At 59.6% G+C, this 12,396-nt stretch carries 9 protein-coding genes; 5 read left to right on the forward strand and 4 right to left on the reverse strand.

Features of this window, described 5'->3' with window-relative positions; translation table 11 throughout:
* Nucleotides 1-4: 4 nt before the first annotated feature.
* Nucleotides 5-1,849: an ATP-binding protein gene (locus tag NLK60_RS05210; protein WP_254809829.1), complete on the reverse strand. Its 1,845-nt coding sequence runs from the start codon at nucleotides 1,847-1,849 to the stop codon at nucleotides 5-7.
* A gap of 274 nt (nucleotides 1,850-2,123) precedes the next feature.
* On the opposite strand from NLK60_RS05210, the gene NLK60_RS05215 reads away from it, so the two are divergent.
* Complete coding sequence (locus tag NLK60_RS05215) at nucleotides 2,124-2,363, forward strand: hypothetical protein (RefSeq protein ID WP_254809830.1); 240 nt, start codon at nucleotides 2,124-2,126, stop codon at nucleotides 2,361-2,363.
* Nucleotides 2,364-2,536: 173 nt separating this feature from the next.
* Nucleotides 2,537-2,914 (forward strand): hypothetical protein, encoded by a 378-nt coding sequence (locus NLK60_RS05220; protein WP_254809831.1) that lies wholly within the window; start codon nucleotides 2,537-2,539, stop codon nucleotides 2,912-2,914.
* Between the two features lie 173 nt (nucleotides 2,915-3,087).
* Here NLK60_RS05220 and NLK60_RS05225 read toward each other — a convergent pair whose 3' ends face one another.
* On the reverse strand, nucleotides 3,088-4,995 hold the full coding sequence (locus NLK60_RS05225) for a DEAD/DEAH box helicase (protein WP_254809832.1): 1,908 nt from the start codon (nucleotides 4,993-4,995) through the stop codon (nucleotides 3,088-3,090).
* 276 nt (nucleotides 4,996-5,271) lie between these two features.
* On the opposite strand from NLK60_RS05225, the gene NLK60_RS05230 reads away from it, so the two are divergent.
* Nucleotides 5,272-5,448 carry a hypothetical protein gene (locus NLK60_RS05230; protein ID WP_254809833.1) on the forward strand — a complete coding sequence of 59 codons (177 nt, stop codon included), beginning with the start codon at nucleotides 5,272-5,274 and terminating at the stop codon, nucleotides 5,446-5,448.
* A 74-nt stretch (nucleotides 5,449-5,522) separates the two neighbouring features.
* Here NLK60_RS05230 and NLK60_RS05235 read toward each other — a convergent pair whose 3' ends face one another.
* Nucleotides 5,523-6,470 (reverse strand): transcription initiation factor IIB, encoded by a 948-nt coding sequence (locus NLK60_RS05235; protein ID WP_254809834.1) that lies wholly within the window; start codon nucleotides 6,468-6,470, stop codon nucleotides 5,523-5,525.
* Nucleotides 6,471-7,312: 842 nt separating this feature from the next.
* On the opposite strand from NLK60_RS05235, the gene NLK60_RS05240 reads away from it, so the two are divergent.
* Nucleotides 7,313-7,909, forward strand: a complete 597-nt coding sequence (locus tag NLK60_RS05240; RefSeq protein ID WP_254809835.1) for a DUF7344 domain-containing protein — start codon at nucleotides 7,313-7,315, stop codon at nucleotides 7,907-7,909.
* 428 nt (nucleotides 7,910-8,337) lie between these two features.
* On the opposite strand, the gene trkA is transcribed toward NLK60_RS05240, so the two are convergent.
* Nucleotides 8,338-9,672 carry a Trk system potassium transporter TrkA gene (gene trkA / locus NLK60_RS05245; protein WP_254809836.1) on the reverse strand — a complete coding sequence of 445 codons (1,335 nt, stop codon included), beginning with the start codon at nucleotides 9,670-9,672 and terminating at the stop codon, nucleotides 8,338-8,340.
* 338 nt (nucleotides 9,673-10,010) lie between these two features.
* Here trkA and NLK60_RS05250 point away from each other — a divergent pair, with 338 nt between their 5' ends.
* Nucleotides 10,011-12,353, forward strand: a complete 2,343-nt coding sequence (locus tag NLK60_RS05250; protein WP_254809837.1) for an amino acid permease — start codon at nucleotides 10,011-10,013, stop codon at nucleotides 12,351-12,353.
* The last annotated feature ends 43 nt before the right edge of the window (nucleotides 12,354-12,396 follow it).

Here is a 12,396-nt window from a genome sequence, read left to right on the forward strand (position 1 = left end):
GACGTTATCGAACTTCTGCTTCGGATTCCTCGCGGTTCTCCGCTGCAGCTTCAGGCAGCGAACGCATCGCCTCGAGTAAGGTCTCGTGCAGGGAATACGTCCCGTCGTCGTTTCGGTCGAGTACGTCCCTGACGCGGAGTTCCGAGACCAGACTCTGAACGGCCACGGGCGAGCGGTCGACGGACGCGGCCACCGTTTCTGTCCGTGCCGGTCCATCGATGGCGATCACTTCGATGACGGCTCGAGCGGTCCGAACGGTACATCGCGAATCGTTACAGGCGGCGTCGACGAGCGTCTCGATTTCTTCGAGACCCAGCAGTTCTTCGATCGTCTCGAGTTCGTCGGCCACGACGACGCTGGTATCGAGGGCGAGTTCGACGTCGTCGGTGTCGCTCTCGAGGATTTCGTCATCCCTGGTATCGTCGATTTCGGTGTATCCGAACTCGTGGGGAGCGCCACCGGCCTGGACGATGGGCGTTTCCGACCGTGTACCTGTCTCCGCGTCATCGTCGTCTGCTGTCGCCCCATCGTCGTCTGGCGCCATCCTGGCCTCGTCATCCGCGGTCTCATCAGGCTCGAGCCACATTTCGAGTTCCGCACATCGGTCTCGCAGGCGGTCGTTTTCGTCCTCGAGCCGGTCGATCCGACCCTCGAGTCGCGTGATCGTGTTCTCGCGCGACTCGAGGTCGGCGTCGCGTTCCTCGAGTTGTTCGACCAGTTCGTCTCGTTCGGTTTCGAGTTGTTCGACCTGTGCCTCGAGGTCGACGAGTTCTTCGTGGAGGCGACGGAGGTCGTCGCCGGACTCCGGAAACGTCGTCTGCACGGTTTCGGTTCCCGAGAGGGCTTCGGCCATCTGGCGGGCCGCCTCGGAGACGTCGCGTGCGGAGGAGAGTTCCTCCTCGAGGTTGTCGATACGGGATTCGCGGCGCTCGAGTCGTTTCTCGAGTTCTTCGATCTTGTTCTCTTCGCGGTCTTTCCGCTCGGAGATGTCCTGGAGGTTGTCGACGAGGGCGTCGGAAACGGATTTGAGTTCCGGACGTTCGAAATCGTCGAGGCCGGGTGTGGCCCCCGCGTCGAAGGTGCGCTTGCGCCTGAACTGGATCTTGTTTACGCCCGCTTCCATCCAGTCGGTCTGGATAAAAGCCTGCCCGTCGTCGAGTTCGGAGACGAGTTCCGCGTACTCGGTGTCGATGATCCGGCCAACGACTTTGGTGTCGTTGTCCCAGGTGAGTCGGTGCCAGACGAGCCAGTTCGCTTGCGTGATGAAATCTTTCTTGACGTCTGCGGGTCGCTGACTGATGCCTAAAATTCCGAGGCCGTGTTTCCGGCCACGTTTCCCGATTTTGATCAGGAGTCGGCCGGTTTCGCCCACGCCGCCACCTTCGGGGATGTACTCGTGGACCTCTTCGACGACCAGCAAGAACGGCTTTTTGAGTTTCTTTTCCTTGACGAACAGGTGTCTGGCCGTCTCCTTGAGCAGTTCGTCCGCTTCGTCCTCGTCGAGATACCCCGAGACGTCCAGAATCACGGGCACGTTCTCTTCGAGTGCCAGTGACGCCATCTGTTCGGCGTGTTCGGGTCCGATCTGGATGTCACACTCTTCGTCGGCCCCCGCGTGTAACATCTCGTACTCCTCTTTCAGCCCGTAGTACTCGCCGTCGGTATCGACGATAAGGAGTGGGAACCCGGCCTCGAGCAGTTCCTCGGCGATGACCGACGCCGTGTTCGATTTCCCCGATCCGGATTTCCCGGTGACAAAACCGCGGCCGGTGAGCAGTTCGACGACCGGCAGCGTCACCTCGGAACCGTCTGCCAGTTCACCCACCACGACTTCGCGCGTTTCACTCACCGTTTCACCCCGCCTCGAGCGCACGGACAGTTCATTATGCACACACTGCCCACGGGATACCTTGAAGGTTCGCCTCGAGTGACACTCACGACCGCCGGTATAGCAGGACGACTGGTCGAGGGACGGTTCCCAACACGGCCGCTGGCTGTAGGCGGTTCGAGGACCCGTACTCGCCCCGCCACTGTGTGTGAACAAGTGACAATCCGGGGAAACGATTATGTAGGTCGCCAAATACGTATGCAGTAGCCGGTCGCCAGCAGGCGACCACTTCCACATGATCACCGTTCCGACCACACCGACTGACGCACGCGCTGTCTCGAGCAGCGCTGGGCCAGTCGGTCCTGTCGGCGCCACCACCGTTATTTCTGGCGCCTGGCAGAATGACGTCACCGCCGTCTCCGGACGGTATGGCGTCACGTTCGATGCCGGCAGTGCCGGACCGAACGGTCGTGGACGTGTGCTTCCAATGATTCCGTCGAAGCACCTCGCCGGAATCGCCGTCCGCGCCGCGTAGGTCCGTTCTCTCGGCCGGACGGTTCGTCGTTCTCATCCTGACACTGCCCGTCGATCCCGGTCAGTGTCTCGAGAATTTTCGTCCGACCAGCAGATCGGACCGCGCGGTTTCCCCCGGTGTGGACACCGCGCGGGCTTCCCGCGCCCCTCGAGTTCGATTCTCGACGGGGGTCTATGGTACATCCAGATTACCAGTTCGCCGTCACGGCGAGGGTAGCCGTTCGCGTACCCGTGCACGCGAACGGTGACCTCGTGAGTGCCGGCAGTCGAATCGTCGAACGAACGGACGCCGTCGACCAGGTCACCGAGGCCACCGTTCGCGGCCTCGAGCCCGGCCTGAACGATACGACCGTCACCCTGGACGTGCGGTTCGTCGCCGTGGGTGAACGGGGCGAAGACCTGGCCGTCCTGAGACGGGCCGTGGACGACGAAGTCGGCGTCAGCGTCGAAACAATGGCGGCCGTCGATGAGGACGCCGATAGCGAGTCGTCGACGCCGCTCGAGGAGACGGCACTCACTCGAGAGCGACCCACTGCGTCGCCACAGGTGTAGCCGCTTCGATCCGTCATCGTCCCTTTTGGTAACAGCCGTTCCGAATGGTGGGTTACCAGGCGTTGGACCGACGTGGCTGCGCTTCAATTCACCTCGAGTTTTGCTATCTTCTCAAAACTAAATAGATATCGATAATATAGTAAATTAGTAGTTCTTCACTACTGAATGATCGCTCACTCCTCGAGGTCGCGAGCAGCAGCCACCTCGTCGGAATCCGTGGCCTCCCCATTCGGATCCCGATCGACCGTCTGCTCACGGACCGTGAGCCCCTGCCGACCCAGGTGCTGGAGTTGCCGTCGGGCGAAGTCCTCCTCTCGAGTCCCACGGGTCGCGAGGACGTACACGAGCGCCCCGCCGGCTGGTCGCATCGTCCGTCCCGCCCGCTGGGTCCCCTGTCGTCTCGAGCCACCCAGCCCCGAGGCGACGATTGCCAGGTCGGCACTGGGGAGATCGATTCCCTCGTCACCCACACGCGAGAGGACCAGCGTCTCGAGTTCGTCGTGTCGGAACGCCTCGAGAAGTCGTTGGCGCTCTGTGTGTGGCGTCTCGCCGCTGAGGAACGGCACGTCGAGTGCGGCCGCGATGTCGCGTCCCTGCTCGAGGTAGTCGACGAACACCAGCGCTCGAGCGTCGGGGTGGGCAGCCAGCAGGTATCGGACCTCGTCGACTTTCTCGGGATTCATCGCCGCCAGTTGGTAGCGTTCGCGGCCATCGGCCGACCCGTAGGCGTTCGCGTGCTCGTCGTCGGCCCAGGGGACGTACCGAATCTCGAGTTCTGGTTCGGCGACGAACCCGGCTTCGAACAATGCCTCCCAGTCGGTGCCGATTGGCGGCCCGATCAGGGTGAAAATCTCTGCTGCACGGTCGTCTTCGCGCAACGGTGAGGCGGAGAGTCCGAGTCGGTGACGCGACTGGAGGTGTGTACTGCGCCGGTACACGTCCGAGGGGACGTGCTGGCACTCGTCGAAGACGACCAGCCCCCACTCGCGGTCGTCGAATAGCGAACGATGGCGGTCCATTCCGGCGATCTGGTAGGTCGCGATGGTTACCGGACGAATCTCTTTTTGCCCGCCGTGATACTGGCCCACGTCTGCCGGACCGAGCGTGGTCACGTCAGCATCGACCAGCGTCTCCGCCCACTGACGCGCGAGGTCGCGACTCGGGACGAGGACGAGCGTTTCTCCGCCCACGCGTTCCATCGTGGCGATGGCGGCGATGGTCTTGCCACTGCCCGGCGGGCCGACGTACACGCCTTCCCCGCTCTCGAGAAACCGGTCGACCCATGTCTCTTGATACGAGCGAAGGGATACCTGCAACTCGAACTCGAGCGGGTCACCCGAGGCCAGGTCGCGGTCGTCCTGTACTGGATAGCCCGCCTCGTACAGCGTCCGTTTGATCGCCGCTTCCGCGCCCTCGCGGACCCAGTCTTCGGTATCAGAGATGGGTGCGTGGACGTGACTCTCGTCGAGTTTCTGTCGGGCCACGTTGCCCATTACCTCGGCTGATTCCCCCTCGAGAACGGTGTAACCCTCGGGGTGGGTCGTCAGGCGGAACTGGTGTGCTCGTCGCCACTGGCTTTCGATCCAGGACTCGAGGGGCGGGACGGTCTGACCCAGCGCCTGTCGGATCGTTCGCTGGAGGGCCTCGAATGTGTCGTGCGGTGCCTGCCAGACGTCCGCCGGTCTGACGACGTATCGATAGCCGCCATCGCCGTTGGTGTCCTCGAGATTGGCGAACTGTGTCAGTTGGGCGCGAGTGAACTGGTCGGGTCGGTCGACGATGATCTCCCGTCGTTTCGGAAAGACCACGACGCGCTCGCGCTCGGTCAGGTCCTCGAGTTCGCTCGGAAACCAGACGACCGGGTCTCGAGAGACCGACAGTCGCTTGAGCGCCCCCGAAGCAGCCAGCGACTCGAGGTCGTCGAACACTGCACGCTGTGGTCGCTCGAGCGCTCGAGCGAGTTCGGACGCGGTGAGGACGGGCCGACCCGCCTCCTGACAGGCGTCGTGGAACGTCGACAGTGAGAGTCCTGGCGACGCTGACTCGAGTGGCTCAGTCCCCTCGTCTGAATGTTCTGTCACTGCCTGTCCCTATCGTGTTCGCGGCTAAACCGATTTCGTCTGGATATGTGATCTGATTCCCCCTATCCCTTCGCCTGGCTCGGCGTCCTGCGTCGGTGCTCTCGGGGGACGATTACTCACAAAATCGGCTGGACAAACAGCCGGGCGCACAGCGGTAGGTGGTGGTGTTGGTGGTATGCGCCGTGTGTGAATGGGTATCACTGCGATAAATCACTTGTGATAGTGTCAGTGTACATGAGCCAAAGTCCTATGCCGCTCGCCGGCATATCAACAGGTATGTACCGAGCCATATTACCAGAAGGACAGATCCTCTGTGACCGGTACGAACACGTCGAAACGGGACTCGAACTGTACGACGAGAGCGATCAATTCATCGCGTTCGTCCCGTACTCGAACCTCCACGCGTTGCTCGACGAAGACGTCTACACTAGCGACGAGCGCTCTATCATGTGAGAGCAGTTAAAAATCCCCGCGCAGGCTTGGGATTATCGGGACGAGTCGATACAACCTGCCGACTGCTTGTAGGCCTACACTTCCTGGTCGATCGCCTCGAGTTGTTCTCGGTACCGGTTTCGAACGGTGACGACAGTGGTCTGTGCGGTTTCGGCTACCGCTCGTTGTGGAATCGTTTCGTCACACAGTAAGCCCGCGGCATAGATGGCAGCGGCGGCGAATCCCGTCGGTGATTTCCCCGAGTGCAGTCCCTGTTCGGTCGTCGCGTCGATGATCTCGATCGCTGTCGTTTCTACGTCCTTGCACACATCGAGTTCCGAACAGAAACGCGGCACGAACTGCCGAGGGTTGGTCGGCTCGAGATTGATATCCAGTTCGTCGGCGATATAGCGGTAGGTCCGTCCGATTTCCCGCTGGTCGACGCGGGAGACGGCCGTCACCTCCTCGAGGCTCCGGGGAATCCCCTCCTCACGACAGGCCGTATAGAGGGTGCTCGTGGCGACCCCCTCGATGGATCGCCCTCGAATGAGATCTTGCTCGAGTGCCCGTCGGTAGATGACGCTCGCCGTTTCTTTCACGGAGTTTGGCAACCCGAGTGCGCTGACCATGCGATCGATCTCTGAGAGTGCGTACTTCAGGTTTCGTTCGCCGGCGTTTTTCGTTCGTATCCGCTCTTGCCAGACGCGAAGCCGATGGAGTTGGCCGTGTTTGTCGGCCGACATCGTGTGGCCGTTCGCGTCGCGATTGCGCCAGTCGATGGTCGTGGTGAGGCCTCTATCGTGCATCGACTCGGTTAGCGGCGCGCCCACGCGAGAGAGTTGATCGTGTTCGTTTGCGTTGAACGCTCGCCATTCGGGTCCGTAGTCGATCGGATCTTCGCCCAGAACGAGTCCGCACTCGCGACAGATCTTTTCTCCCCGGTCGGGATCGCTAACGACGGTATCCGTCTCACAATCCGGACACCGATTGGTATTCGTTTCCTGTGTCTCGTGCCGTGTGTGTTCGATGACGGACCGCGTCATTAGTAGGCGGTGAGACCCGCGGCGCCTTTGTAAGGGGCTCACATGGTTTCGCGAGTAACATCGACTTTCCATCGTTCAGTGACGGCGAACGAACCGCAACTTGTCGATTCGATACGTTTGATATGACGAGTAACAACCCGATTTCGAGCGTCGGAAGGCGATTTAGAACAGCCTCTCGAGTCTTTCCCACGACGGGCCGTCCACTGGGCTATGTTCCGAAACGAGATTTGTTGGTCCGCCAGTGTTTGCGACGAAAGTGGTCCGTGGTAACCTCGTGCTATGGATGCCAATACCGGCTTGGAGGTGACAAACTGTCCTGCGACGTTATGACTGCCTCCGAACTGGTTGATGTATGCCTCCCGTACGAAATCGAAAACGGATGATTCCGATATCGAGTGCGCCTCCTGATTGGAGTGAGCGTCGCATTCGACTGATCGATACTAGCTACTCGCTCAGCCGTTCGTTCCGCTGGCGATGATTGCGTTTCGCCAATTGTTGGACCAGCCGGTGAGGGTGGCCGGAAATACCGAGCTACGGCACTCGAGCAACCGATTCCTTCGGCGGGGTTACCCCCAGAGTCATCTACTCGAAACAGCTGCCGCTTCGACCGCTGGTAGCGGACGAATACCGGCTTTGCAACCGATGCAAAACGTGGCCGCGTTTAAGACCATTACCGTTGGGGTACAACCTGGTGTGTTACACGTGAGTTTCGACCCGCAAACTAGCTCTCCAGATACGGTGGTGGTGGAGCAGTCGACGGCAGTATCGAGTACGACGAAATTACTTGGGGAACCACTCGAGGGACGACAAGATGTCCACAATTCGTTTGATGGGGGTCAGTAATGTCTTCTATCGATACCTCCCTCCCGGAAGAGATCACGTCAGTAACGGCGGACAAATCCGACGAAACGCTCTCGAAAGACGTTATTTTCGAGCTCCTCAAAAATCGTCGACGACGAGAGGTGTTGCAGTACCTGCTCGATGCCGAAGGTACCGTGACACTTGGCGAGCTCGCCGAACAGATCGCTGCCTGGGAGAACGATACCGAGGTCACTGCACTGAGTTCCGATCAGCGAAAACGCGTTTACGTTGCCCTCTATCAGACCCATCTACCCAAGATGGATGACGCAGGCATCGTCGATTACGACCAGGACCGTGGACTGATTTCGCTCGCGGATAACGCCGATTTGCTCGTGCTGTACCTCGATACGGACACGCATCGTCAGGATAGATGGGACCGCTGGTATGCGGGCGTGAGCGTTCTCGGCGGTGCACTGCTCGTCGGCGCTATGCTCGGCGTTCCCGGACTGGGTACGCTCTCACTCGGCGTGCTTGCAGGGGTCGTTATCGGCGCATTCGTGGTTATCTCGAGCGCCCACTGCCTGGTCAATTATCGGGTCCAGCAAGTCGTCGAAGACAAACTCTCTCGAATCAATTAGTGGATTCCCGGACCCGTACTCGAGAGCAAATCATGCCACGGGATTCGAGCCCACGCCGATAGCGAGAGATATTCAGCGGCGTATTACTTTCTATTACGGTCACGTCAGGAAGGACTTTTATCGCTCGAGGAACTAGTCCAATCTGGCTCCCGACGACTGTCATCCAGTACCGGAGCAGTTCGCGTGCCAGCAATCTGTTTCCGACGCGGGGGCCACCTCTCTACCTTTATGAGCCCTCGGTCTCCTGTTCGATTTTACCAAATCCACGGCTCGAGGACCGTTCGTTTTTACCAGATCCACCGCTCGAGTACCCAGTTGGTTTGTCAGCGTTTCGTGGCTTGAAACGGTTTGCTGTGGCCTCTAACCGGTGATTGACGACCGGTATAGGCAATCGGCTCTAAAAAGTTACAGCAAACCGTATCAACGTTTTACACCACATCGAGGACCTCCTCGAGAACGTTCGCATCGACGAACATCACGACGTGGTCGCCAGGTCGCAAGACGGTACTCCCGCGGGGAGTGATCAACGAGCCGCCGCGGGAGATTGCACCGATGACGACGCCGTCGGGAAGTCGTTCCATCGAGTCCATAATCGCGTTGCCTGTGAGCGCGCTCTCGGGACCGACCTCGATTTCGATGACTTCTGCCCGATCGTGTTCGAGCATCGCCACCTTCTCCGCGCGGTTCGACCTGGTGAAGCGGACGATCTCTTCTGCCGTCTCCTCCCGTGGATTGATCGCGACGTCAACACCGACGGTCTCGAACAGATCGGCGTACTCGAGGTTCTCGATGACGGCGACGGTTCGGTCGACGCCGAGTCGACGGGCTAAAAGCGAGACGAGCAGATTCTTTTCGTCGCTGCCGAGCGCGGCAATCACGATGTCCGCTTCGTCGACGTGTTCCCGGTCGAGAAATTCGATATCGGTTGCATCGCTCTCCATGACGAGCGTGTTCGGTAATGCTTCAGCGACCTCTCTGGCCCGGCCGTGGTCCTGTTCGATCAATCGCGGTTTGTAGCCGTGCTCTTCGAACTCGCGGGCGGTCTGATAGCCGATTTCGCTCGCGCCGACGATGACCACTTCGTCGCGGTTTTCGTCACAGACGGTAACGACGTCGTTCGCGAAGCCACGCACCGAATCGGGACTGCCGATAACGACGACCCGATCGCCGGGCAATATTTCGGTATCTCCGCGGGCGACGGTCATTTCGTTATCCCGAAATAGCCCGGCGAATGTTAGCGAATCGTATCTGTCTGCCTCACTAACCGTTTGCCTTGCGATTGAGCTCTTCGGTTCGACTTCGAACTCAGCCATTCTGACCAGGCCACCGGCGAACATATCGACGTCCTGGGCGGCGGGCAGTCCAGAGATTCGAAAGATGGCCTGTGCAGTCAACAGATCAGTACAGACCATGAAATCGACGCCGAAGGCACCCTGTGATCCTTCCCAGGTCTCGAGCAACGTCCGCCGTCGAACTCTGGCGATAGTGAACGCATCGCTGAGGGTCCTGGCCGCCCCACAGATGACGAGATTGACTTCGTCGTCGTCAGTGCAGGCGATGACGAGACTCGCCTCGTCTGCGCTAGCTTCTTTCAGGGCCCGTATCTCGGTCCCATCGCCCTCGACAGCGAGCACGTCGAGCGAGTAGGTCAACTCCTCGATGACGTCAGGGTCCTGATCGATGACGACCACGTCGTGAGAGGACTCGAGATTTTTGGCAATCGCTGTACCGACCTCGCCGGCGCCGACCACTACAACGTGCATGATCGTTCCCCGGTTACCTTCATTGGTACAAGCGTTTTCTACCGACTGGTATAGGTATTTCGTCACCGTACAATTCGTATGTGTAGTAGCCAGTGAAACGAGTTACACACCGACCGCGATGCACGCTTGCGAGAGGGTGTGCACTGACTTTCAGGGGGCTACTATAGGAATCGGCGAATGGGTTGATCAATGATTACTGATTCGGTAACGAGATGGCGACTCAGTGCTGAAACGAAAGACAGACACCGTTAGTTTATATGCTATCGATAGTAAGGCCCTGATATGAATCAGTACGCGCGAGCAAACCAACGGCGATGTATTCCTCGAGGTGGCTCTGGATGAGCGACGAGGAACTCGCCAAAGACCTCGGTCTCGTCTCGGCGATGACGATCGGTATCGGGACGATGATTGGTGCAGGTATTTTCGTCTTACCTGGCGTCGCTGCTCAAGAAACGGGCCCGATCGTCGTTCTCTCATTTATTATTGGGGGTGCCATCGCGATGGTCAACGCCCTCTCGGTCTCCGAACTGGGAACAGCGATGCCGAAAGCCGGTGGCGCGTACTATTACGTCAACCGGGCACTTGGCCCGCTTGCGGGTTCGATTTCGGGCCTCGGCGACTGGCTCGGACTCGCGTTCGCTTCAGCGTTCTATACCATCGGTTTCGGCCGATATCTTGGTGAACTCCTCACACTTCCGTCAATTGGTTTCCTCAACAGCGTGCAGGTCGGTGCCATCCTCGCCGGTGTCGTTTTCGTCGGCGTAAACTACATCGGAGCGAAAGAAACCGGTGGGATTCAGACGGTAATCGTTACGATCTTGCTCGCAATTTTGACCCTGTTTGCCATCGCCGGCTGGTTCGCCTTCGACTGGGCCACTGTCGCACCCGATGGCGAGTGGGCACCGCTTGGCACCGCCGAACTCCTTCCTGCAACGGGACTCGTGTTCGTCTCGTATCTGGGCTATGCAAAGATCGCAACTGTCGGCGAGGAAATGAAAAACCCCGGCAGAAACCTCCCAATCGCCATCGTCGGAAGCGTCGCCATCGTGACGGTCCTGTACGGAATCCTCGTCACGATAATGCTCGGAGTAGTTCCATGGCAGGAGCTCGATCTCGAAGCACCAGTTGCACAGGCTGCTCGTGTCGCGTTCCCCGGTGGGTTGGCGGGTGCAGCGGCGACGATTATGACGCTCGGTGCACTGTTGGCAACGGCCTCTTCGGCCAACGCCTCGATTCTCGCCTCGGCACGGATCAATTTCGCTATGGGCCGCGATAAGATCGTCAACGAGTGGCTGAACCAGATTCACCCACGCTTTGCAACCCCGTACCGATCAATCGTCGTCACCGGCCTCCTGATCATCGGCTTCGTCGTCTTCATGGGCCGAGACATCGCAGTCCTGGCAGAAGCGGCGAGCGTGTTGCACCTGATCGTCTACGCAATGTTGAACCTCGCCCTGATCGTGTTTCGGGAAACCGATCATCCCGATTACGACCCAGACTTCACCGTGCCACTGTATCCGATCGTACCGATACTCGGCTTTTCGCTTTCACTGGGGCTGATCTACTTCATGGACACGACGTCACAGATTCTGGCTGTCGTGTTCGTCGTCGGTGCAGTGCTGTGGTATCTGTTGTACGCCAGGTACGAAACGCCCATCGAGGGCGTCCTCGGCGAGTACGTTCGTGAACGGCCGGACGAAATGCCGGACATTGCCGTGTCCGCTGCGGAAGCCGCCTCACCTGAGAGTGCTGCACCCTACAACGTGATGGTCCCGATCTCGAATCCGCAAACAGAAAACGAACTCGTCTCGCTCGGTTGTACGATGGCGAAACAGAACGACGGTGTCGTCCACGCCGTTCACGTCGTCCAGGTCCCCGATCAGACGTCACTCGAGTACGTTTCCGGACAACTCGAGGACCTCGACCGAGATTCGACGCAGTTACTCGATAACGCCCTCGAGATCGCCGACGAGTACGATGCGGAGATGGAAACGCACACGATCGTCTCTCACCGATCGATCGAAGAGGTGTTCGACTCGGCTGAACGCCTCGATGCGGACACGGTCGTCATGGGGTGGAGCCCTCGTCGACCGTGGACGGCCGGACGGACAGGCACCGCGCTCGAGGAACTCACGAGTAACCTCCCGTGTGATTTCCTCGTGTTCAAAGACCGTGGCTTCGATCCGTCACGGATTCTGCTGCCGACCGCTGGCGGACCGGACTCCGACCTGAGTGCAGAGGCGGCCAAGGCGTTCCGCGATATCCACGGAGCCGAAGTGTCCGTCTTGCACGTTGTAGACGAGGATACCGAACGGGCCAAGGCGATGAGCTTTATCGGTGGCTGGGCCGACGAACACGGGCTTGGCGACGCTAACTTGCTGGTCGAAACCGACGGCGACATCGAGGGGGCGATCAGACGAGCGAGCGAAGACCACTCGATGATACTCATCGGCGCCACTGGTCGGGGCTTGCTCACCCGTTTGCTCGGCGACTCGCTGGTGTTCGACGTCATCGACGAGGTCGATTGCTCTGTCGTCCTCTCCGAACGGCCGTCCAAACGGTCACTCCGCCAACGGCTATTCGGCCGCTCCGGTAGTGAAGGGACAAAAGCAGCGACCAGCGACGATGAACAGCAGGAAGCCGAACCGCTCGCTGACGAATCGGCCGCCGAAGGGAGCTAAACACCCCAAATACCGACTGCGGCTACACTCGTGTGGCAATAGT

It is taken from the genome of Natronosalvus amylolyticus (assembly GCF_024298845.1).
Lineage (GTDB): Archaea > Halobacteriota > Halobacteria > Halobacteriales > Natrialbaceae > Natronosalvus > Natronosalvus amylolyticus.

Coding starts and splice junctions, on each gene's coding strand:
- NLK60_RS05215 (WP_254809830.1), top strand. CDS start 2,124: ATGATCACCGTTCCGACCACACCGACTGACGCACGCGCTGTCTCGAGC.
- NLK60_RS05220 (WP_254809831.1), top strand. CDS start 2,537: ATGGTACATCCAGATTACCAGTTCGCCGTCACGGCGAGGGTAGCCGTT.
- NLK60_RS05230 (WP_254809833.1), top strand. CDS start 5,272: ATGTACCGAGCCATATTACCAGAAGGACAGATCCTCTGTGACCGGTAC.
- NLK60_RS05235 (WP_254809834.1), bottom strand. CDS start 6,470: ATGACGCGGTCCGTCATCGAACACACACGGCACGAGACACAGGAAACG.
- NLK60_RS05240 (WP_254809835.1), top strand. CDS start 7,313: ATGTCTTCTATCGATACCTCCCTCCCGGAAGAGATCACGTCAGTAACG.
- trkA (WP_254809836.1), bottom strand. CDS start 9,672: ATGCACGTTGTAGTGGTCGGCGCCGGCGAGGTCGGTACAGCGATTGCC.
- NLK60_RS05250 (WP_254809837.1), top strand. CDS start 10,011: ATGAGCGACGAGGAACTCGCCAAAGACCTCGGTCTCGTCTCGGCGATG.